Consider the following 23,886-nt stretch of genomic DNA (forward strand, 5'->3'; position numbering starts at 1 on the left):
AATTAGCTTAATCAAACAGTCTATAGGCTAGAAACAGGGTTATTGCGTAACCGACGCTGTAGCAAAGGAAAAGTGCAGGAACGTATTTTAAATAACTTACAAAAGTCAGTTCTTTCACTTTACTCATAGCCACAATACCGGATGCAGAACCAATGATAAGTAGTGAACCGCCAACGCCAACACTATAAGTTAAACCAAGCCATTCAGGCGTATTCAATACGGGATTGGCTTTTAATAGTGCAGCGGTGAGTGGCACGTTATCAATTAAGGCTGAGCCGATACCGGTGAAGAAGTTAGAAATGTTTGGATTAAACATCGTATAAGCTTCAGTCAACATATCTAAGGTACCGATTTCTTTAAGCATACCGACGAGCAATAAAATACCTAGGAAGAATAATAGGGTGTCATATTCTACTTGGCGAATGTACTCAAGAATTTTGAGTTCTTCTTTATTACTGTGGGTTGTATGGCCAATCAAAAACATAATTGATAGACCCGTTAAGAAGGTTAATACGGGCGGAATACCAAACAATATGTTTAATAACATGGTCATTATAATGGTGCAGAAAAACACGATCGCAATCAGCACGTCAACTGTTTGGTAGGTGTGTTTGATTGGCGTAGTGCTGACCACACCTTCGGCTTTAAGAGAGAACAGGGTAGCGAGTAGAATCACGCTTACCGCCGATGGAATAAATAACATCAGCAGTTCAGACATATGCACATGACCACCGAGGAAGATCATCAGTGTGGTAACATCCCCAGTAATGAGTGCTACACCGCCTGAGTTCACCGCAAAGATGATCAATACCGCCATTCTTCGGCGCATCTGCTTATCAAGTTTAAAGGTAGTTAATAAGCCTAAAGACACTAAGGTTGCAGTGACGTTATCACAAAATGCTGACAGCACCAGTGCAAATAAGGCCACTTGGATCATTAGCATGCGTACCGACACTTTTTGCGGGAACAGCTTTTGAACCATAATTTGGATCATGCCCTTCGCGTTTAAGTACGCAACGAAGGTCATGGTCGACATTAGAAATAACCAAAGCGTGGCAATTTCGAGTAGGTTCTCATTGAGTTGGTGGGCAACTATTTTCTCATTAGTAGGATCTCCTGCAGCCATAAACAGCGCTACCCAAGAGATACAGCCAAAGAATAAGGTGGTTTTTGCTTTATTAAGATGGGTAACTTCTTCGAAAACAATACTGAGCAATGCCAGCACGGCAAGTATGATGAGAAAGGTATTTAACATAACTACAATTCCAACTGCTGTTTTAATGTCGTAGGACGACTTGAGTCAACCTAAAGATTGGGCTTATCAAGGCTAAATTAAGCTAGCCGTATTAGCGCGAGCGGATCAGAACATAATAGAATACATAACGCAACCGTTAGCTATAACCCAATTTGTGTTAACTTTGTGATATTGATCCCATGCGATTTGGCGCTAATCTGGTTTTATGTCTCGCAAGTTGCGGTTTATATAGTTTTTTTAGCTTAATTGAGAAGTTGAATCGCTGTGTTAAAAGTGGGTTCTACGATTAAAGTCTAAGCAATCTGTTTGCAGAACCTTCAATTAATTTTTGTTCAGGTAGAGATTGTTGAATAGCGATATCGCTATAGGCTTGTTGTTAGGCTAAACACTTTTACTTAAACAAATTTTAAATAATCTGAGTTCAGCATAGTAGCTGTGGCCTCAATTAATCTTATGTTCTTATCCAAAAAATTAACCCTACAAAGGGCGTTTTTGCTATTGATTAATAGCAGGTTTGCGTACTTCAATAGCGAGCCATTAGTCGCAAGGCTAACGTCGATAAAGAGAAGCATAACCTGTAGAAATGTAGAGCTTATCCTCAGTGCAGATTAAATAAACTCGTGCGGCGTATAAATATACAAACTAGTATTTAACCTGAGCTAGGGATAAGCAGAGCCGCTGAATAGGCATCTTTTCGGGCCTCCCTGCGTTGCTCTGCCTAACCATAGCTCGCTATGGCGTACGACAGAGCGCCTTGATATGCGTAAAAACAGCGCATTCAGTCAGAAAATAGATTTTTCTTTTCAAACTAATCATTTATAACATTGATTTAGTTTGTTAAATTTAGATTTTCCGACACTCGTTATCCAGGGTTCAGGTTATTTAGATACGTTAGTGATGCAGCGATTTAGCATAAAAAAAGGGGACGCGCTGGCGTCCCCTAATATGTCTAAATCTAAATCTAAACCTAAATCTAGCTTGCTTTCATACTCGCTAATACGCGGTCAGCTGCTTCTAAGGTTAAGCGCATTTCTTCATCGCCGTGGGCCATTGATAGGAAACCAGCTTCATAGGCACTAGGGGCTAAGTAAACGCCTTCATCTAACATGCCGTGGTAGAAAATACGGAACTGCTCGATGTTGCATTGCGTCACTTGATCGAAACGGGTAATTTCAGCTTGGTCAGTAAAGAAGAAACCAAACATGCCACCAACATAGTTGATTGCCATCGGAATACCGTGCTTATCTGCCGCCGCTTTAAACCCCTCGGCGATACGTTTAGTTTTAGCGCTTAAGGCTTCGTACAGACCTTCTTCACACAGGGCATCCATTTGTGCTAGACCCGCTGACATTGCAATTGGGTTACCTGATAACGTGCCCGCTTGGTAAACTGGACCTGTCGGCGCGATAAATTGCATTACATCTTTACGGCCACCAAATGCACCCACTGGCATACCGCCACCAATGACTTTACCTAGCGTAGTTAAATCAGGCGTTACGCCGTAATAACCCTGTGCACCACTTTTTGATACGCGAAAGCCGGTCATCACTTCATCGATAATCAGTAAAGCACCAAACTCATCACAAATATCCCGTAGACCTTGCAAGAAGCCAGGGATAGGTGGAATGCAGTTCATGTTGCCAGCAACAGGCTCGATGATGATGCAAGAAATATCCGTAGGATATTGTTCAAACAGCGTTCTAACGGAATCTAAATCGTTATACACCGCAGTTAAGGTGTGCTTAGCGAAATCTTCAGGGATACCTGGTGAGCTAGGTTGGCCTAAGGTTAGTGCGCCAGAACCCGCTTTAACTAACAGGCAATCTGCGTGGCCATGGTAACAGCCTTCAAATTTTAAAATTTTGTCACGGTTGGTAAAACCGCGTGCTAAACGGATAGCACTCATGGTCGCTTCTGTGCCTGAACTCACCATGCGCACTTGCTCGATAGACGGCACCATAGAGATGACTTTCTCGGCCATTTGCACTTCAAGCTCTGTTGGCGCGCCAAAAGACAAACCATTTTCAACCGCAGCTAATACCGCAGCACGGATTTTTGGGTGGTTATGGCCGAGGATCATCGGTCCCCAAGAACCGACGTAATCAATATAAGCTTTACCATCTGCATCATAAATATAAGCGCCATTGGCTTTTTCAATAAATAGGGGGGAACCACCTACACCATTAAAAGCACGAACCGGGGAGTTAACACCACCGGGGATGGTTTTTTTAGCTTGTTCAAATAGGGTTTCTGAACGGGTCATTCTATATCCTTAAAGTCAGTCGCCAGATTTAACATCGGCGTTTTATAAGTACTAATTAACTGAACATGGGTGTTGTTCAAGTTGTGAACCAACACCAGATGTGAGCGCAAGCTGCGCCATACAAATTAAAAGTCCGTTATTTACCAATCTAAAAGTGGCTAAATTAAGCAGACTATCTAACTCATTTATCTGTGTTCTATAGCCTTTATCGCGGATGTTAGACCACAGAGTTTGCAATGTTTTGTATCAATATTTAGGTTTAAGCGCTCTTATACCATGATATTTATTCGGCTTCCCCTTTATTGGGGCTCGCTCTTCTTGAATTTGTGCTGGGTAGAGTATATCAGGCTGATCTAAATTTTCGTTAAATCGTTCCGTTATTGTGAGCTCATACTCAGCATTTGCAATGACCATTGATCACATAACCAAGCATTGGCAACGCTTAAAGGAGGTCAATGTCAATTGCCATCTTGGTATTTATAGCTTAACGGTATTTTGTATGAAGTACTTTGTACTGTATTGGGAGATTGCTTGCTTTAGGTATGAACGTCTAATGTGAAAATGGGGTGCTGATGTACAAATCCTACTTATGAGTATAGCGAGTGATAAGTTTGAGATGAATTAACCATATAAGTGGTTAATTCATCCGGTCTATCTAATGTTTAACCTCTGTTAAGGTTAAACACGTTCAGTGACGATTTCCCGCGAGAACACTTTTTCACAGTATCTGCACTTTAGGAATACATCTTCTTTTTTGGCAATAATAGTAAAACTACTGTCTACAGGCTCATTATGAGTAATGCAGTTGCTATTAGGGCACTTAAAAATCGAATTGATTTTCTCTGGAAGTGACAAAGTGAGTTTTTTAACCACTTCATAATTTTCTATTTGGTTTACTGTTGCATTAGGTGCATATAAAGCCAATTGGTTAGCCTGATCCGTATTGATAAATACGTTTTCAATCTTAATCAAATCCTTCGCGCCTAAAGCTGAAGAGGGCAGGTTGAGGCCTATCGTTACGCGTTGATTCGTTTTGTGCATTTTGAACAGTTTAAGCACCTTTATCCCCATGTTTGCGGGAATATGGTCGATAACAGAACCATTTTTTATTGCTTCAACCAGTTGGGTTTCTTTAGGCATAGCGATTATCTCCTGCTTATAGTTGTTCGTTTAGTACAAGTGCCAGTAGCGCCTCACGCGCGTAAACTCCATTTTCAGCTTGCTGAAAGTAGTAAGCGTGTTTGGTTTTATCGACATCAACGGTAATTTCATCTATACGCGGTAATGGGTGTAATACCTTTAGGTTATCTGACGCGTCAGCTAGCATTGAGGCTGTTAGGACGTAAGCGGCTTTAATATGCACGTACTCTGATTCGTCCAAACGCTCTTTCTGAACGCGAGTCATATACAGTATGTCTAGCTTAGGGATCACTTCTTCCATAGTGGCATGCAGACTATAATTGATACCGGCTTGGTTTAATTCTTCGCAAATGTAATCTGGCATAGCCAAAATTTCGGGTGCGATGAAGAAGAAGTTAATGTTGTTAAACTTCGATAATGCTTGAGCCAGAGAATGTACAGTACGGCCATACTTTAGATCGCCAACGAATGCGATATTCAGATTATCTAGGCGCCCTTGAGTTTCAAAGATTGAAAATAGGTCTAATAGGGTTTGTGTTGGATGTTGATTTGCCCCGTCGCCACCGTTAAGTACTGGTACGCCATGAGAGAATTCAGAAGCTAAACGTGCTGCACCCTCTTGCGGGTGGCGTATAACAAAAGCATCGACATAAGAAGATATCACCTGAACAGAGTCAGCCAAAGTTTCGCCTTTGTTAGCTAACGAAGTGTTACCACCATTATCAAAACCAATCACAGTGCCGCCAAGGCGTTGTATTGCGGTTTCAAAAGAGAGACGGGTACGTGTTGATGGTTCAAAAAAACAACACGCCACAACCTTATTTTTTAATAATTCTGGATTTGGCTCTGCTTTCAGTTTTCCAGCAGTTTCAACGATAAGTTCAAGTTCACTTCGGGTTAATTCCGGAATGGATATGATGTGTTTTTGAAATAACGAATTTGCCATGGCTTATCTTCCCAATATATAGATAACGGATACAAATGGTTTTAAATTTTTGCGATTGCACTTACAGCGCAAGTTACATTGCGAATGTATTTTACAAATTAAGCTTTAAAACGCTTTTGTCTGACGTAAAAAACAGACAAAAAAAAGCCCCCTTAAACAAGGAGGCTGTTTTAAAATTGAAAAACAGAAAATAAAACCGATGCAGCTTCTCGGCGATAATGAATCAAGTTGTACTTAGCTGGCCAGTTCATTGCTAAACTCTGTTTCGAAAAATTCCGAAGGATTATACGCCCATTTCTTGTGTTCGCAAGCATTTGCATTACCCCGTCATTTTGTTGGTTAAACACTTGAAAAAGAGATACCTTCCTGAGCGATTTACCTCAGTAGCTGAGTCATCAGTTCATTTTCATTATTGGCATGTTTAATAATGAAGGCTTCTGCTGATACGCATTTATGTATACCGTTATCGACTAGATGCTATCGGCTAAGTGCTACATAGCGATATTGTACAGGCAAGGTTTGGCACTTTTTTATCTTGCTGAGATGTTTTTATCATCTTCGTCGTAGAATTTAAGGCTTGTTAAATCAATGGCGACATCAGCTGTAGAGCCATGCTTCAGTGTGATATTCGGCTTTTGCGGTCTTAGCGCGTTCAGTTCACAAGGTAAGTGATTTTTTAATATTATCAGTTATTTATTTTAATTTTACAGTTAAAGTCTTACTGGTTTATCTAAGCACACTAACGGTAAATGCTGCGAGAGATTTAGCAAAAAAACCTTTAGTAATAGTATGACGTGACTCTCATCACACTTCATTTTGTTACTTGCAAGCGTTAGCAGTCAGCCTAAGGGTGAGGTTGATCACGTTAAAGAACCTTTAACGTAGTACGTGTTAGCTAACTGTTTTTAATTTGTTTTTGTTTGGTTATTTTATTGTTTGTTTTTATGTTTGTATCATTAAGTCTAATCTTGCCTATTTAGTTTTCTAATTTATTGACTCGCCTTAATTTTGTTAACCTTTGGGTGTTCGCTATTAACTCCAATTAAATAATTAAATCACAATAGGACTGCTATATGGACATAAGTGATGTTTGGCGTAAAGGTGATTGGGCGGCCTTCTTTGGTCTGTTTACCAATAATTTAACCAATTTACTGACGATGATGGGCTTGTTACTTTTTGTCGTAGGTTTACCAAAAGAATTTGTTATGGGGCAGGTCGTCCCAGCGTTTGGCTTAGCCGTGATGTGTGCCAGTATTTTTTATGCTTGGTTTGCCTATAAATTGAAAAAGGAAACCGGCCGCGATGATGTGACGGCCTTACCATCTGGTCCGAGTGCCCCGTCTATTTTTACCGTTACCTTCCTCGTGATTATGCCTGTTTATCACTCGACGCAAGATGCGGCGTTTGCAATTCAAATCGCATTAGTTTGGTGTTTTGTTGAGGCGATGATCCTATTAGTCGGCTCATTCTTCGGTGATACCATCCGTCGTATCGTACCTCGCACAGTGCTGTTGTCTTGTTTGGCGGGCTTAGGCCTTACACTGTTGGCGCTCAACCCGATGTTGCAAGCATTCTCAACGCCTGTTGTGTCGTTTGTAGTGCTGGGTATTATCTTTATCAACTGGTTCGGTAAAAAACCGCTGTTTCCTAAAATTCCCACCGGCTTGTTATTGATTATTGTTGGTACCGCGCTGGCTTGGTTATTTGGTTTGCAGTCACCCGATGCGATTATTGCCTCACTATCGGATGCGGGTTTCAACCCTCCACAATTCCATATCGACAGCTTTATCCAAGGTGTGCCACACGCCTTACCTTATTTGGCATCCGCTGTGCCACTAGGTTTGGCCAATTATGTATTTGACCTTGAAAATATTGAAAGTGCCGATGCCGCGGGTGACTCTTACCCGACACGTAAAATCATGATGGTTAACGGCTGTGCATCAATGCTCGGTGCGTTTATGGGTAACCCTTTTCCTGTCACTGTGTATGTGGGTCATGCTGCTTATAAAGAGATGGGTGCGAGTATAGGTTACACCTTGTTTAATGGTGTGATTATGTTCTTCGTGTGTCTATTTGGTTTAGGTGCACTGTTACTGAGCCTTATCCCTGGTGCTGCTATTGCACCAATATTAGTCTACATCGGTATTGTGACAGCTAACCAAGTCGTACGTGAAACGCCTAAATTGGAAGTACCTGCAATCTTCGTTTGTTTATTCCCATGGATTGGCTACTGGGCACTATCTTTATTCAAAAATACTTTGGCAACTGCCGGTACGAATGCCCAAGAGGTAGGGATAGAAGCGTTAGCGGCAAAAGGAATTTATTACCAAGGCATGGTGGGCTTAGGTAATGGTGCGCCGCTTGCGAGTTTGCTGTGGGGCTGTATGGTGGTTTTTGCTATCAATAATACCCCCCTTCGCGCCGTGGTTGCTGCCTTAGTTGCTGCAGGTTTAGCACTGGTGGGGTTCATCCATGCCAATGGCGTTGGCTTTGCTCAACCGGAATCTATGATGTTTGTTTACTCCTATTTGATGATGGCGACTCTGTTTGGGGTGAAACATTTTTACAACCTTAAAGAGAGTGTAAGCGAGCCTGTTAGCCAACCACTGCCTATTATCCCAGCAACTAAAGCCACTGAAGCCGCTTGAGGAGTGAATATGAATGCTAATGCCCCTATGTCGTTGCATAAGTTGGTCATCAATAATCGGGTTGACGATGTTATGACTTATTTAGCGGAGCAGGTCGAAGTCGATAGCCGAGATCAAAATGGCTGTACTGCATTGATGATTGCTGTGCAGCAAAATAATCTGACGCTAGCCAAGGTGCTCATAGAGCATGGTGCTGATGTTAATGCTCGTGATGTGAACCAACTGACGCCTTACCTGTGCGCTGGTGCTAACGGATTTCACGCACTTTTATCACTGACTTTAGCCAATGGCGCCGACGTCACCAGTGTTAACCGTTTTGGGGGGACGCCATTGTTACCCTCAAGCGAAAAAGGCTTTTTACGTACTGTACTGGTCAGTTTAGATGCTGGCATCCCAGTCAATCACGCGAATAAATTAGGGTGGTCGGCATTATTAGAAGCGGTGATCTTAGGTGATGGTGGGTATTTATATGCCGACGTTATAGAGGGGTTACTCGACGCTGGCGCTGACATTGACCTTCAAGATCGCGATGGATTAAGTGCGCTCGATCATGCCAACGCTTTGGGTCAACAAAGTATTGTCGCCTTGATGACGCAACGTGAGCAAGTTAAGCAAGGCTATAGTGCTGCATTACGCTTGGTTAAACAGCATATTCGTCAGTTTGACTATCAAGCGGCGTTGGCAGTGTTAACCACCAATAGGGATGGCTTTACCAATCCAGTAGATTACTTCTATTACTGTGGTTATGTGCTAACGGAGTTAGCGCGTTTTGATGAGGCAATAACCGCTTACCGTGAAGGTTTGGCACTGAGTGACAATAAAGCGCAGTTTTATCTTTATATCGCCAATAGTTATCGGCTTGCCAAACAAACGCGGCAGGCACTCGTTGAATTTGATTACGGCATTGCAGTTCAGCCTGAGTCACCGTTTGTGCGCTACCACAAGTCTAATTATTTACGAGAGCTTGGCATGCATGAGGATGCAGTCGATGCTATGGCCCTATTATTGGCGCAGCAGCCGCATCGTTATGATTACTCATTTCATCAGGCTAATAGCTTGCGTTCATTAGGCCGACACGATGAGGCGATTGCCACTATAGAAAATGCGATTAAGCATGATGCTCGCAATGGGCTTTATTATCAGCATAAAGCCAAGTCATTAGAAATAATGGGGCTGCTTGAACAAGCAATAGCCGTCATTAATCAAGCCATTGAAGCCTGCGATGACGTTGATGAATTGGTTGATATTAAAAATACTCTGTCAAATAAATAAAATTTAACTGAGTATCCTTGTTAAATACTTTAATTAATTGGTGGGTTTAAGTCAGTACCTACTTGAAGGTTGATGCTCTTAGTTTTTATTTTATCTTATTTAAATGGAATACATATTTACACATAGGTGTAGTGGTTATTTTATTAACTATTACATGAGTAATTACACATATTTTTGTTGAAATATAGTAGAGGCTAATATGGTCGTAAAATTAACTTTAAAAAAGAATACCTATTTCGATTCGGTTTCATTAATGGCATTAACGACCAAAGTTAATGAAATTAATGATGTTGAACAGGCCTTTGTTGCAATGGCAACCGAGATGAATAAAGGGGTGTTAGCTAACATAGGTTTATTATTACCTGAAGTGCAAAATGCCAACAGTGGTGATCTGTTTATTGTGGTAAAAGCCGTTAGCGAGGAGGTGTGTGATGCTGCACTTGCCAAGGTAGAAGTGCTCTTAAAAGGCGATGACAAAGCAGCAACAGGTTTAGGCGCAAGTAAGAAAAAATATGTCACCTTAAAGAGTGCCTTAAACGACGCACCCGATGCCAATCTGGCGGTGATCTCTGTGCCTGGTGAGTTTGCTAAGCGTGAAGCGCTAACCGCGCTGACTAACGGTTTACACGTATTGATGTTTAGCGACAACGTTTCGGTGGCCGACGAGGTGGAGCTTAAAACCTTTGCTCACGAAAAAGGCTTGCTAATGATGGGGCCTGATTGCGGCACCGCCATTATTAATCATGTTGGTCTGTGTTTCGCCAACAAAGTCCGTCCAGGTAATATTGGTATTGTCGGCGCATCAGGCACGGGCAGCCAAGAAGTTGCTGCACGTATTCATGACTTTGGCGGTGGTATATCGCAACTATTAGGTACAGGCGGACGTGACTTAAGCGCAGAAGTCGGTGGTATCATGATGCTAGATGGATTGCGTGCATTAGAGGCCGACCCTGCCACTGAGGTGATCTTAATCGTCTCTAAACCTGCGGCGAAAAGCGTTGAAGCCAAGGTACTCGCACTGGTTCAGAGCTTTAGCAAGCCGGTGGTAGTCTGTCTGTTAGGTGGTGAAGAAGCACCGGTTATTGCAGCCGGGGCTCACTTTGCTAAAACCACTAAAGAAGCCGCGTTACAAGCGGTTGTTTTAGCGGGTGTTGATGAAAGTAGTATTAATAAGCGCGCTTTGAACTTAGCGTTAATTGAAGAGATTAAAGTCAAGTTATCACCTGAACAAAAGTACATTCGTGGTTTGTTCTGCGGTGGCACCTTATGTGAAGAAACCATGATGCTGGTGCGTGATACGCATAGCCAGGTGTATAGCAATATCGCCAAAAAACCAGAGCAGCGTTTAGCGGACATTAATGTTAGCCAGCAGCACACCTTTATCGATTTTGGTGACGATGATTTTACTAATGGGCGCCCACATCCGATGATCGACCCTTCATCGCGTATTGAACGTCTGCTTAAAGAAGCTGATGACCCTGAAGTTGGGGTGATCATTCTCGATTTTGTTATCGGTTATGGTTCACATGAAGATCCTGTTGGCGTGACTTTGCCAGCCATTATCAACGCGAAGCAAAAAGCGGCGGCGCGGGGTCAGCACTTAGAGATTCTAGGTTACGTACTGGGTACTGATCTGGACACGCCAAAGTTGAGCGAGCAAGTTGATAAATTGGCTTCGGCAGGGGTGACCATTTCCAGCAGCAGTCAAAATACCGGGCTATTGGCAAGCGGCTTTGTGAGCAAGGGAGAATAATCATGAGCAAGATGACAGCACTATTTTCAAACTTAAATGTAATTAATGTGGGCCTTGAGTTCTTTAAAGACGATATCAGCAAGCAGCAAGCGCCGGTGACCCATGTGAACTGGCAACCCATTGCTGGTGGTAATACCAAGGTGATTGCAGCGCTTGATAAACTGGCACAGCCAGAAATAGCACAAAAAATTGAGGCGGCCAACGAAGAAGCGGTTAATCGCATTATTAAATCACACCCAGTGTTGGTGGGTTATGAAAGAGCGATTGATGTCGTTCCTGGTATGACTAAGACCACCATTTTACATGCTGGCCCACCAATATGCTGGGATGATATGAATGGCCCAATGCGCGGCGCGGTGACTGGCGCGCTGATTTTTGAAGGCTTGGCAGCTAATCTTGATGAGGCATTTAAATTAGCAGCATCAGGTGAAATCACTTTTTCGCCATGTCATGAGCACGATTGCGTCGGCTCTATGGCGGGGGTCACGTCGGCTTCTATGTATATGCACGTGGTCAAAAACATGACCTATGGTAACGTCGCGTATACCAACCTTAGTGAGCAGATGGCGAAAATTTTACGTATGGGCGCCAACGATGAAAGCGTGGTTGAGCGCTTAATCTGGATGCGCGACGTATTAGGGCCAATGCTAAAAGCCGCTATGGATAAAGCTGAGCCTATCGATTTACGCTTAATGCTAGCTCAAGCCCTGCATATGGGAGATGAATGTCATAACCGTAATAACGCGGGTACCGCTTTATTATCACAGGCATTAACACCTTTGATTTTAGAAACTGAATTCACCATCAAAGAAAAACGTGAGGTGTTTGATTTTATTGCATCAAGCGATTACTTTTCGGGTCCAACTTGGATGGCAATGTGTAAGTGTGCCCTCGATGCTGGTCATGGGGTCGAGCACAGTACGGTAGTGACCACAATGGCACGTAACGGCGTTGAATTTGGTATTCGTGTCAGCGGTATGAAAGGCTTTACTTGGTTTACAGGTCCTGCTCAAAAGGTTATCGGCCCACTATTTGCTGGCTTTAAGCCTGAAGATTCGGGCTTAGACATAGGTGACAGTGCTATTACCGAAACCTATGGAATTGGTGGATTTGCGATGGCGACGGCGCCAGCAATCGTTGCACTGGTTGGCGGCACGGTAAATGAGGCGATTGATTACTCTATCCAGATGGATGAAATTACAACTGCCAAAAATCCGAATGTCACTATTCCGTTATTAAATTTTAAAGGTATTTCATCGGGTATTGATATTCGTAAAGTCATTGAAACAGGTGTTTTACCTATTATTAATACCGCTATTGCTCATAAAGAACCCGGCGTTGGTATGATAGGTTGTGGTATTACGAATCCACCAGTGGAATGCTTTGAAAAAGCCATTATTGCCTTTGCTAATAAATTTTAATCAATACGGTTAACTCTTGTGCGCATAAAAGTCGGCTCTATTTAAATCTGTTATTAATGATAAGAAATGAGTCGGCTTTTATTATTAGTTTTATCCGTTTTATTTATTACCTTTATTGCAACTGTGTGTTTATTTTTTTCTGCCACATGATTGTGGATTAAATATATATTGAGGTTTCCCATGAAAATAGTATTAGCCCTTGGTGGCAATGCGTTATTAGAGCGTGGTCAACCGCTCACTGCGACCAATCTTCGTAATAATATTAAAAAGGCTGCGGCATCAATTGCGGCTATCGCTAGAGAGCATGATGTGGTAATTGTTCATGGTAATGGTCCACAAGTGGGATTATTGATGGAGCAAAATTACGAGTACCAAAAAATTAATAGTGCGGTCACCGCCTACCCATTGGATGTATTGGGTGCCGAAACTTGCGGCATGATTGGTTATATGTTGCAGCAGGAATTATTTAACAGTGACAATAAGTTAAGTATTACCACTATTTTGACCCAAACCTGCGTAGATATTGACGATGTAGCATTTAACGACCCCACTAAGTTTGTGGGTCCCATTTATAGCGAAGAAGAGATAGATAAGATTAATATTGCTAATCCTTCGGCAATTTTTAAGAAAGATGGCGACTATTACCGCCGGGTTGTGTCTTCACCTATGCCACAAGATATTGTCGAATCTAAGCAAATCAGTAACCTACTTGAAAATGGTAATACTGTGATTGCCTGTGGTGGTGGAGGTATTCCGGTATTTAAAGCTAATAATGGTAATCTCGTTGGCGTTGAATGTGTGGTTGATAAAGACTTAACGGCGGAGTTACTTGCCGAGCAAATTAAGGCGGATTTGTTTATTATTCTAACCGACGGCGCGGTTTACCTTAATTACGGTAAAGAAAACCAGCAGGCAATTAAACATATTACGCCTGAAGAGTTAGATAAATACCATTTCCCAGCGGGTTCTATGGGCCCTAAAATTGATGCCGTGTGTAAATTTGTTTCTAAGGGGCTGGGTGATGCTGCCATTGGTGCTTTAGATGAATTATCTGCGGTTATTGCTGGACACTCTGGTACGCGCATCACACTGGGCGAAACTGTCGAGTATTATTGATTTTATCAACAGCCTAGCCAGTCACTTGCACGCTTTGTTATTTTAGTGCTGGTTTATGTTTTAAAAGCCTCAAATAGAGGCTTTTTTATTTTGGCCTACGACCTGCAATCTAGCACTTCAGTTCATCCCATTGTATTCGGATGGTTGCCACCCATTAGGGTCTTACGGTTTAGAACTGACCAGAATAGGCATGATTAAGCAAGTACATAAGCACGATAGAGCATCACTCTACATCTGCCCGTTGTGTGTTTTCAGCTTATTGGTGCATCCCCGAAGAAGATTAATCCCAAGTAGATGCCGCATAGGGTGTCGTGGCCAGAAGAGTGACCATAGGTAACCACTGAATCAAGGGCTACATCGAGCGCCAAGGGGTTAAAGGGCTGATTTAAAAAGGCATACAGCTCAGTAATCTCTTGGTTATAATGATGGTGCGTGGCGTGCAATAACATGGCTTGACTAACATCTGTAGTTTGCGCTGCACTAGCTTGTACCGCTTGTGCTAGCAGATAAAAATAAGGGTGCTGGCTAAAGTCTAGCCAGGAGAGTAAGCCGACCAGTAGGTCGTCCATTGAGGGGGTTAGCCCAGCACCAAAGCCGATAATAGATTTAAGCTCAATTGCACGGTCTTGCTGGGCTACAGCAGCGATAAACTTTTGTAGGTGCGGCGTAATATATTTAATCATCATCTCTGGTTGATACACCAGATTAGTCGCGATATTGAGTCGCGGTTGCTGACACAGTAATGGATAAATCCCCAGCGACTTTTGATTGCACTGCAAAAAAGAAGCGATATGCAGCTGAAGGCTTGATTGTTGGCTGAGCGCGATGGGCAAAGCCGCAGACAAGCTAGGGTTAAAACGTGCTATCTGCTCACTCACAATGGTTGCGCCTGCGCCTAAGTTAATATGCAGTATCAGATTATCAATATGGGCGCTGGCCGCTGATGCCGGCGACAAGTTAGAGTCTTTGTTATTAATGACGCACAGCTCAACCTTTGCACCGACAATGAGCGACTTAAGGCTTACCCCTTGCGGCAATAAAATTGCGCTTGGGTTCATCTTTTTTGGTTGGGTGAGTAGCGAGATCAAACCAAAGGGGCTTTGGAGATTGCAGGCGGCGTTAAATACTGAATGCACGGTTGTGCTTATTGAGCCGTGGTGCATGAGTTGATCATAAATCGGTTGAGCTAGGGTTATCTTTGTCATCATCAGGCTTAATAGGTTTTATGGTGCTTTAAGTTAAAGGTGTTGATGATCTCATCGGCTATTTTAGTCACGATCATGTCATGCGTATTATTAACATATAAGGCTAAATAAAAGTCGTTGGGTGGAGCATAGGTTTGTAGCTCATTGATAATGCTATGCTCTGCCGTTTTACAGGTTTCCGGTAACAAGGTGATCCCAAAACCGATAGATGAAGCGGTAATAATGGCCGACAAGTTACTGCTGCAATAGTTAATTTTGCTGCAGTAACCTAATTGGTCCATAGAGTTAAGAATATGCTCCCGATACAGAGCTCCAGTGGGGAACAGCACTAATGGGACCATCTTGTTATTAAAGGTGGGGTGCGCCGCGCTGTCGAGCCATAAGAGAGGCTCTCTGCGATAGGCGTAAGCATTACCGAGTATGGGCTGCTTAACCAAAATAAGGTCATACTGGCCAGCTTGATAGGCCTGATACAGGCTGTTGCTTAGGCCTGAGGTAAATTCAATTAAGATATTGTAGTTATGTTGAAACTGCACAATGGCTTTAGTGACATCGACCGACAGATCGTCAGGCACTCCTATCTTGATAATGCTTTGCTCTGACTTCTCATGAAAGTTATCGACCATAGAGGTGTTCAAGTCGATAATTTTATGGGCATAACGTAATACAAATTCCCCTTGCTCCGTTAATGTCACCTTTTGCGGTGTACGTATTAATAGCGTGCTGCCGAGCATAGATTCAAGGCGGTTAATTTGTTGGCTAATGGCCGATTGAGAGTTATGTATTCTTTCTGCTGCGCGGGTAAAACTGCCGGTTTCACACACGGCGATATAGGTTAAAAATAACTGCGGTGGAATAAACTTCATGATGGGTTACCTATGTTTAGCTTGTTATTATATTTTTCGTAAAATAAGTTGCGCCATTGTGAATGGGGTCGTGGGCTTTGCTGTTTCACGCCAGACAATTTCTAGTTTTAGCCCTGTGGCTACCTAGTTTCGTGATTTAGATTTTTAATCTTAGTGATCACGACTTTGATATTATTTTCCTCTTCTTCATGGGGGATGCGTTTAAACATCATCCTAGTATTCAGTCTTTCTTCAATAGGGCGGACATTCAACTGACAAATAGTAAGACCTTTAACTTAGTAAGGGAAATAGTATTTGCGCCAACTCAATATCAACTGTATAGGGTCCATGTTATTGGTGATGTTCAATTAGCGTTTACTCAGTAATAGGTGTTACTGATTGTTTATGCTGGTGGGAAGAATAAGCGGCTATAGATTATATTTGCCCTGAATTGATTTCTTTTTGGAGTGCTGCCCAGCTGATCACGCCAACGATGTTATCGGGCGTGTCTTGGTAGATAAATACCTCACCACTACGTTTGGGTGACAAGATGATATAAGCCTCATTGAGTGTTGTTGTATCACTCAGGCCTTCTATAGGATGGCGTGTAAGCGCGGGGCTATGATTATCGGGTGGCATCTCAAGACTGACCATTTCTAATATTGCCTCAGTATTACGCACTAGTACGCTTCGACCTTCAGCCCGCTTAAGTACTTCGAGCAATAACTCATCGTTGTCATTAACGATAACAAAGCGTCTATCCATCAAGGTTCTGACGCCTTTTTTCTGCAGCGCTAAATTAACCGGCGCGACTTTATAATTAAGTCCCATGATCTCTAACTGTTCAAAGAAAATAGATTTTGTTTTAAATCCTTGATAGGCAATTAAAAAAGCCGGAATAGTGACAAACATTGAAGGTAAAATGATACTGGCGTCATTGGTCATTTCTAACAAGGCGACTAAGGCTGCCAGTGGCGCAGCAAGACATACTCCCATCATGGCAGTCATGCCGATAACCGTATAAAGCCCAACGTAGGGCGCAATAGATGGGAACAATAGGGCGCTGACTAAGGCAAGGATAGCCCCGAGTAAAGCACCTATACCGTAGAGAGGACCAATCAAGCCACCGGGAATACCCAAACCAATTGCCGCAATAGTGGCAATCATTTTGGCAAACAACAGCGCAATTAAAAGCAATAAGCTCGGGTGTTGACTAATCGCCTCACCAATGGCGAAATCGCCAGTTCCAAGGGCTTGTGGTAGCACTAAACCAATTAGGGTAGTGATGCTACCCGCCAATAATAATCGATAAATTAATGGCCAGTTTTGTCCGGTGGCAGTGACTTTTAATAATGAATAATTAAATAGGGCGGCAGCAAAGCCTAATACTACGCCGCCAATCGCCAGTATGGGATAGTGATCTAGGGGGATATGGAATACTTGAATGCGGTCCAGTTCGTGTACATTACCGAACACCAGTTGGCTTGATACTGCACCACAAATAGCCGAGAGCATAATCGGGAAAAAGTAATGGATTTTGTACTCACGTACGATCACTTCAAGTACAAAAATGACCGCAGCGAGTGGTGCATTAAAAGTCGCGGCTATGCCTGCAGCAATGCCACTGACGCACATAATCCGTACGCTATTATCCGGAAGATTAAATTTTTCAGCGAGAAAACTGGCACTCACAGCACCCAGATGAATAGCTGGACCTTCACGACCTACCGAGAAATTAGTGCCTAGGGCAAAGAGTGCTTGAAAAAATTGTCCTGCGGCAGATTGCAGCGGAATTTTACCATAATGCAATTTAACTCTATGTAAAACATAGGCTATTCCCATTCTTCTATAGCGTTTAGAGCCTAGTTTTGCCACAATCCAAATTAATACTGCCCCTAAAAGCGGTAACAGAGCTCGCCAGTCAGCGACGTTCCCCGTAAAATCCAGCGTCTGTATTTGGGTGTAATGATTAGCCCAAACCAGTAAAAGTCGAAACAGTAAAATGACACAAGATGAGAAAATGGCAAATAGCAGCGCCAGTATGCACAGTTGCGCACTGATACGGGCTTGGGATAAATGATCACGTAGCTCATTAGCAAAATACTTTTTAGCTACTATGATGGCACGTTGCATCGCGACTTTGTTTATAGGTAATTGCACTGCGTTGGCCTGAGTTGTATTGTATCGAACTCGTTCTTGAGTTGATTATATTTTATATAAGGGGTTGTTACCTAATGCCAAATTATTCTCATTGGCGAAATCGGTTACAAGTGATGGACCGAAAGTATCGTCCATCTTCAATATATTTATCGTGTTTAGTCTTAGTGGCCCTTCTTTTAGGGGCTTGGATCAGTTTTTTGCTGTTAAGCAGCGATGATCCCGTTGTTAAACACAACGGTAAAGCCCAGCGCTTGAGCGTCGAATTAGAAGCTCAAACCCAGTTACTCGCCACCAGAAATCTAGAGCTATCCGTTGAGCGTGAAGCGAATGCGCAGATGCAAGATATGTTTGGTCAGCAACTGAAAAAGCAAAAAGAGTTAGAACACGAGCTGGCGTTCTATCGTAGCATTATGACGCCAGATGATAATGCTGAAGGTGTCGCAATTCACGGACTTGAAATTACGCCAGGCGCTTTGACCGATGAATATAACCTTAAGCTGGTGTTAACTCAGTTGCAAAAGCGTAAGCAGTCAATCCAAGGTCGAGCCGAATTGACATTAATTGGTGTGCAAAATGGCAAATCAGTTAACTTAAATGTGAACAAAATCACGGGTTCTAAACTCGAGTTTGATTTTCGTTATTTTCAGGTCATAGATACCAAGGTAACTGTTCCCGCAGGCTTTAATTTACAGCAAGTGAAGGTTAAGGTGTTGGTGCCTTCGAGCCGCTGGACTAAGAATTCACAGACTGAACAAATCTATAGTGCCCCTGAGTTATTACAGGGTGAAAAAGAACCGCGGGTAATACTTGAACAAAACAGTCAGGTAAAGGATAATTTGCCCCAGAAAACTGATGTAAGAGGTAGTAATGACTGATCAAGCTGATACAGCAATGCCAATCCAATTTACCGATGCGGCAGCCGCTAAGGTAAAAGGTTTGCTGGAAGAAGAGCAAAATCCTGAACTTAAGCTACGAGTCTATGTGACTGGCGGTGGTTGTTCTGGATTTCAGTACGGCTTTACCTTTGATGAAAAGGTCAATGAAGGCGATTTTACGATAGAAAAACAAGGCGTTCTTTTAGTTGTTGATCCTATGAGCCTACAATATTTAGTGGGTGGAGAAGTCGATTATACTTCTGGCCTTGAAGGTTCTCGCTTCTTCGTGAAAAACCCTAATGCATCTTCGACCTGTGGTTGTGGTGCCAGCTTTTCTGTTTAATACATTGCTAATGCAGTGCCTAAAGGCATAGTGTTAGATCAAAAAAGCCGTCGTAATGACGGCTTTTTGTTGGGCGCAATTTAGTCACCTATCACGACTTAACCCATGATATTCAAGTTAAGTTTAGGTTTAAACCACGCCTTTACCTTTTTATCAAAGGCTATCCAAACTTGCAGTAACGACAAAACGATCAAAGCGATAAAAATGACATAGTCAGGTAGCTTGCTCTGCCATTCTCCTAAGTACACTGTCGTCGGGCCGACAATTAAGTTGTCAGGATCGTACATGATCACTGGCAGCATACTAATCAATCCCAGCTGTACTAAGGTGTAACCCCTCAGCATAATAAGCGCTGCCTTTTGCCGGCCGATAATAGCAATCACCATAAAGAGTGTCAGTAGACAAAATAACACGCCCTGCTTAGCGACTAAGCCACTGATTGACGCAGCGGTATACACCAGCAACAGCGCAATGAGTCGTTTCGGTAAGCGTTGACTCATCATTGTGCTTGCTTGAGGTATTGTCGTCGATTCTTGCTCGCTCATAGATATTCTCGCTTAGCGCTGCAGATTAATGGCTTTGCTTAGGCGCTAATTTTTGATCAAGTTCGTAAGGTGGGATCACTACGCCTAAATCATCTAATACTGGGAACACGGCAACAAATAAATCATCATCTTCCATGCCTGGCACCCATCTATCGTGGAATTCGTCATAGGGGATAGCCAAAGTTTGGCAATCGCTCCATTCGTCCACAGCCCAAGATTCTGCAGCCTCTTCAGTTGGCCACATTGGAATACAATCTTCTTCTTCCGTGGTCAGCATGACGCAACCGTCTTGGTCCTGTAACGTCCAAATGATCTGGTGTTCTTTAACTTGTTCAACAAGATAATCGTAACGTGCTTCAGGTGTCATTGCTGCTGTCTCAGCGAGGGTTTTAACAGTCTTACTCATGAAAAATATCTCTTTTGCTTGAATAGGGTGAGCCAGATGTGTTTTTAGTCGCACAGCAAAATTCACCAGTTGTGCAAATGGTAACATTAGCGCGGGATTAGAAAAAGAACAACAGCACTAAGTGTGTAGTTGTGTTGGAATTGCCCCTTTATTTTACTGCGTAGAAATCGCACTAAATCAAGCCTATCGATAAGGAACAATTTGTAGGTTCCTATGCATATAAATAAACCACTACCTCAATTTAATTCGCCTCGTTTTTTACTTAGCCTGAAGAGAGGTAATAGCTAACGTTTATTTCGTCTCAATTTATTATATCAACTTTTATAAAACGCCTAAAACCTGCCACTTCAAGTTTACCACTGCGAATTAAACGCAAGCATATGATTTTTAATGAATAGATAATTAATAGATATAAAAGAGGCAAATAAACGAGCCCTTAAGCATTGCTGCATTTGCTGGAGCCAAGTACAAGTTTGTGATTGTTTTTTGTTAATTAAATTAATCTTCAGTGTTAATGAATTTGGTTGTGTGAAAAATAACAGTATTGGTAAAAGTGAGTGGTTAAAAATGATACTGCCAGGTTGCCGAGTTACTCCCTAGTTCTCTAAAACTATAAACATAATAACTGCCATCAGTGCAGAACTAATAAAGGTAAAGTGATGAAAATAAAAATATTAACTTTAGCAATACAAGCGGCGATGCTTAGTGTTGTGCCTTCGATGGTGTTTGCTGCAGATCCGATAGAAGTGAGTACCGCGCAAAAGGACATGAATGCCAATAGAAATTTACCCGTCGCAGATGCTGATGAAGCTAGTATTGAGAAAGTAGCAGTGACAGGATCACGTATTAAGCGTGATAGTTTTTCGTTGAGCACGCCAATGGTAGGTCTTGATGCTAAAGATATTGCTGATAGTGGTATTGGCTCGCTAGCAGATATTCTTGTTGATCAAGTGCCTGCACTTTCAGAAGGCGTTAGTAGTACCAACAGTCAATCTAGCGTTCAGAATACGGGGCTTTCGACGATTGATTTACGTAGTCTTGGCACCGATAGAACCTTAACTTTAATCGATGGACGTCGTGTTGTATCAAACAGCTATAGTGGTAACTATGTCAGTTTAAGCACGATACCTACGGCAATGGTTGAAAAGGTTGAGATTATCACCGGTGGCGCATCAGCGGTGTATGGCTCTGATGCTATTGCAGGTGTTGTTAATATTATCACACAAAGCGATAAAACTGGCTTTGAAATTAATGCTAGAGGCGGAGAAACGACCAATGGCGGCGGTCAAGAGCGTACCGTTGATGTAGGTTATGGCGCTGACTTTGCAAGCGATAAAGGCTATATCTACGCAAGTGCTACTTACGACAAGCAGTATGGATTATTTGCTAGTGATAGAAGTCGTTCTAAATACGAATCTAGCTTTGAATATGATACTAAAACGATGTGTAATGCAATGAACACGGTAGATGGTGATCAATGCATGCGAGATATAACACCAGATGAGTGGCGTGAACGCAGTAACGATATCAATGGTGGTCGTTTTGAAACTAATGCCTGGTGGTATGACGGCGCCAATTTAAAGCCAGATTTTAAAGAGGAACGTGATGGTTATAACACCTATGAAACGGCATTATTGAAAGTTCCTGAAGACAGTTTGTCTGCTGCAATAAAAATGAACTACGACATTTCTGATGATGTAAAAGCCAATGTTCAAGTTCAATTTAGCCGTAATACTGCATTTCGTCGCACCGATGCAGAAGGCCAAGATTATAATGATGCAGAGCTTTATATCGATCCTATCACTGGGCTGCCAGGTATGATTGATGCGGGAACGATATCGCCTAATAATCCCTATGTGCCATCTGAAATTGCCGCAATGGCAGGTAAAAGTGTTACGTGGGATCGCCGCTTCCAAGAAGTAGGTCCTGTTGAAAGTAATAACGAACGTACAACATTACGATCTTGGGCTGGATTACAAGGAAGTTTATTTGATACTTGGACTTGGGATGCCTCTGTTGGATACGGTAAATTTGAACAGCGCCAACGTCGTAGCAACGAGGTAAGTATTCGTCGTTTAAGGAATGCGCTTGATGCTGAATACGCTGATGATGGTGTCACTATTCAATGTGCGAGTGAAGATGCTAGAGCTGAAGGCTGCGTGCCGGTCAATATTTTTGGTGAAGGTTCTATCAGCAAAGAAGGCGCCGATTATATTCGTGCTAATCCCTACATCAATACAGATATTACTCAACTTAACGCTTTAGGATTTATTTCGGGCGAGTTATTCGAATTACCAGCAGGGGGCGTTCAGTCTGCATTTGGAGTTGAATATCGCCGTGATACGCAAGAAGTGCAAACAGATAAAGCAATGCGTGCTGATGCCATTACCTTTAACGATGTACCACCATTTGAAGGTGAGGTAACGGTATGGGAAGCGTTTGGTGAGGCGAGTTTACCGCTACTAAGAAATGCTGATTTTGCTCATAAACTTGATCTCGATGTCTCGTTGCGTATTGCGGATTATAGCCAGAAAAACATTGATTTAATGTCTAGCTATCGTACTGGTTTATTGTGGGAGCCTATCGAAAATTATGCGCTGCGTGCCAACTATTCACGTGCGCAACGTGCACCTAATATTACTGAGTTAATTTCGCCACCTCGTGGAGATTATGACAGTGTTCGTGATATTTGTGATGGTGTTACAGCGACTTCTACCAATGCGGGTCACGATAGTTGTCGTCTTGATGCTGGTATTGCTGCTGCAATTGCGACTGACGGTATTTTTGAAGATACAGGTGGTTCTAAATATTCTCCTAATGCTGGTAATGAAGAGCTTACCGAGGAAACTGCTGATACCTATACATTAGGCTTCACTATGGCTCCTGATTTTCTTGAGGGCTTTAACTTAGCGGTGGATTATTATGATATTAAAGTCGCCGATGCTATTGGTTCGCTAAGCAATGAAGATATTCTTGCCGAGTGTTATAACTCAAGTAATGCTTATGGTGCAGACAACCAATACTGTGGTGTGGTTAGCCGTGATACCGAAGGTCAGTTAACGCAAATCATTCAGCAAGAGCTCAATTTGAATGATATAAGCACTCGTGGTGTGGATATTGCCCTTGCTTATCAGTGGGAGCTTGCTGAATACGGTGATCTCAGTTTTAAGACTAACTGGACTCATGTGCTTGAATATAGCTCAAGCTACATGGGCGCTGATGGGCTTGTAGAAGATGATTACGTTGGTGAACTTGCTAGTGGTATTTTTGAAGATAGGGGCACTGCTTCATTAACCTGGAGCAATGATGACTGGCGCATTCGCTGGAGTACCAAATACAAGAGCGATATGGTTGATAGCCATGATAGAGTCAATGAGTGGCAGGATCTGAACGCTGCAAATCAGGCAAAAATAGATGCGGGTGATGCAACCGCAATTCTGAATCCTGAGACACCGGCATTCTTATACTACGGCTCATATGTGACTCATGATTTATCAGTGTCTTATACTATGGATATTAATAATAGTGCGCAATTACGCTTATACGGTGGCGTGCGTAATATTTTCGATAATCAAGGTCCTTGGGTAGCTGATACGGGAGATCTTGTTGAGTCAGGAACAGGTAACTATAGTAGCGCTTATGGTGGCGGTGTTGGACGTTACGGTTACTTAGGTGCAGAGATGAAGTTCTAAC

Annotated in this window: 17 protein-coding genes; 8 read left to right on the plus strand and 9 right to left on the minus strand. The window is 42.5% G+C overall.

Annotation, left to right across the window (positions count from 1 at the left end; translation table 11 throughout):
* Window positions 1–7: 7 nt before the first annotated feature.
* From nhaD to pyrB, 4 genes are all read right to left on the minus strand, one after another.
* Entirely contained in the window at window positions 8–1,255 is a 1,248-nt protein-coding gene (gene nhaD, locus C9I43_RS02755) for a sodium:proton antiporter NhaD (protein ID WP_107881960.1), read from the minus strand.
* Window positions 1,256–2,228: 973 nt separating this feature from the next.
* Window positions 2,229–3,518 carry a glutamate-1-semialdehyde 2,1-aminomutase gene (hemL, locus tag C9I43_RS02760; protein ID WP_107881962.1) on the minus strand — a complete coding sequence of 430 codons (1,290 nt, stop codon included), beginning with the start codon at window positions 3,516–3,518 and terminating at the stop codon, window positions 2,229–2,231.
* 678 nt (window positions 3,519–4,196) lie between these two features.
* A complete protein-coding gene (pyrI, locus tag C9I43_RS02765; protein ID WP_076496982.1) occupies window positions 4,197–4,658 on the minus strand; it encodes an aspartate carbamoyltransferase regulatory subunit in 462 nt (153 codons plus the stop codon).
* 16 nt (window positions 4,659–4,674) lie between these two features.
* A complete protein-coding gene (pyrB, locus tag C9I43_RS02770; protein ID WP_076496981.1) occupies window positions 4,675–5,604 on the minus strand; it encodes an aspartate carbamoyltransferase in 930 nt (309 codons plus the stop codon).
* Between the two features lie 1,073 nt (window positions 5,605–6,677).
* Here pyrB and C9I43_RS02775 point away from each other — a divergent pair.
* The 5 genes from C9I43_RS02775 to C9I43_RS02795 all read left to right on the plus strand — a co-directional run bounded on the left by C9I43_RS02775 (window position 6,678) and on the right by C9I43_RS02795 (window position 13,814).
* Window positions 6,678–8,252, plus strand: a complete 1,575-nt coding sequence (locus C9I43_RS02775; RefSeq protein ID WP_076496980.1) for a SulP family inorganic anion transporter — start codon at window positions 6,678–6,680, stop codon at window positions 8,250–8,252.
* A 9-nt stretch (window positions 8,253–8,261) separates the two neighbouring features.
* The gene (locus C9I43_RS02780; protein WP_107881964.1) at window positions 8,262–9,524 is read left to right on the plus strand and encodes an ankyrin repeat domain-containing protein; all 1,263 of its coding nucleotides are present in this window, start codon (window positions 8,262–8,264) and stop codon (window positions 9,522–9,524) included.
* Between the two features lie 199 nt (window positions 9,525–9,723).
* Window positions 9,724–11,277: an acyl-CoA synthetase FdrA gene (fdrA, locus tag C9I43_RS02785; protein ID WP_107881966.1), complete on the plus strand. Its 1,554-nt coding sequence runs from the start codon at window positions 9,724–9,726 to the stop codon at window positions 11,275–11,277.
* A 2-nt stretch (window positions 11,278–11,279) separates the two neighbouring features.
* On the plus strand, window positions 11,280–12,698 hold the full coding sequence (locus C9I43_RS02790) for a YlbE family protein (RefSeq protein WP_107881968.1): 1,419 nt from the start codon (window positions 11,280–11,282) through the stop codon (window positions 12,696–12,698).
* Window positions 12,699–12,878: 180 nt separating this feature from the next.
* Entirely contained in the window at window positions 12,879–13,814 is a 936-nt protein-coding gene (locus C9I43_RS02795; RefSeq protein ID WP_076496976.1) for a carbamate kinase, read from the plus strand.
* Between the two features lie 251 nt (window positions 13,815–14,065).
* On the opposite strand, the gene C9I43_RS02800 is transcribed toward C9I43_RS02795, so the two are convergent.
* From C9I43_RS02800 to C9I43_RS02810, 3 genes are all read right to left on the minus strand, one after another.
* On the minus strand, window positions 14,066–15,022 hold the full coding sequence (locus C9I43_RS02800) for an oxamate carbamoyltransferase subunit AllH family protein (RefSeq protein WP_107881970.1): 957 nt from the start codon (window positions 15,020–15,022) through the stop codon (window positions 14,066–14,068).
* 5 nt (window positions 15,023–15,027) lie between these two features.
* Window positions 15,028–15,885 (minus strand): LysR family transcriptional regulator, encoded by an 858-nt coding sequence (locus tag C9I43_RS02805; RefSeq protein WP_107881972.1) that lies wholly within the window; start codon window positions 15,883–15,885, stop codon window positions 15,028–15,030.
* 414 nt (window positions 15,886–16,299) lie between these two features.
* The gene (locus C9I43_RS02810; protein ID WP_107881974.1) at window positions 16,300–18,024 is read right to left on the minus strand and encodes a chloride channel protein; all 1,725 of its coding nucleotides are present in this window, start codon (window positions 18,022–18,024) and stop codon (window positions 16,300–16,302) included.
* A 74-nt stretch (window positions 18,025–18,098) separates the two neighbouring features.
* On the opposite strand from C9I43_RS02810, the gene C9I43_RS02815 reads away from it, so the two are divergent.
* Together C9I43_RS02815 and erpA are read left to right on the plus strand one after the other, a co-directional pair.
* Window positions 18,099–18,899 (plus strand): DUF6776 family protein, encoded by an 801-nt coding sequence (locus C9I43_RS02815; RefSeq protein ID WP_107881976.1) that lies wholly within the window; start codon window positions 18,099–18,101, stop codon window positions 18,897–18,899.
* On the plus strand, window positions 18,892–19,242 hold the full coding sequence (gene erpA / locus C9I43_RS02820) for an iron-sulfur cluster insertion protein ErpA (protein WP_076496972.1): 351 nt from the start codon (window positions 18,892–18,894) through the stop codon (window positions 19,240–19,242). Before C9I43_RS02815 ends, erpA begins: the two co-directional genes overlap by 8 nt.
* A 98-nt stretch (window positions 19,243–19,340) precedes the next feature.
* Here erpA and C9I43_RS02825 read toward each other — a convergent pair whose 3' ends face one another.
* A complete protein-coding gene (locus C9I43_RS02825; protein ID WP_181317844.1) occupies window positions 19,341–19,787 on the minus strand; it encodes a hypothetical protein in 447 nt (148 codons plus the stop codon).
* 25 nt (window positions 19,788–19,812) lie between these two features.
* Complete coding sequence (locus C9I43_RS02830; protein ID WP_076497075.1) at window positions 19,813–20,193, minus strand: DUF2750 domain-containing protein; 381 nt, start codon at window positions 20,191–20,193, stop codon at window positions 19,813–19,815.
* 659 nt (window positions 20,194–20,852) lie between these two features.
* On the opposite strand from C9I43_RS02830, the gene C9I43_RS02835 reads away from it, so the two are divergent.
* Window positions 20,853–23,885: a TonB-dependent receptor plug domain-containing protein gene (locus C9I43_RS02835; RefSeq protein ID WP_107881980.1), complete on the plus strand. Its 3,033-nt coding sequence runs from the start codon at window positions 20,853–20,855 to the stop codon at window positions 23,883–23,885.
* Window position 23,886 lies beyond the last annotated feature (1 nt).

It is taken from the genome of Shewanella morhuae, from assembly GCF_003028295.1.
Taxonomy (GTDB): Bacteria; Pseudomonadota; Gammaproteobacteria; order Enterobacterales; family Shewanellaceae; genus Shewanella; species Shewanella morhuae.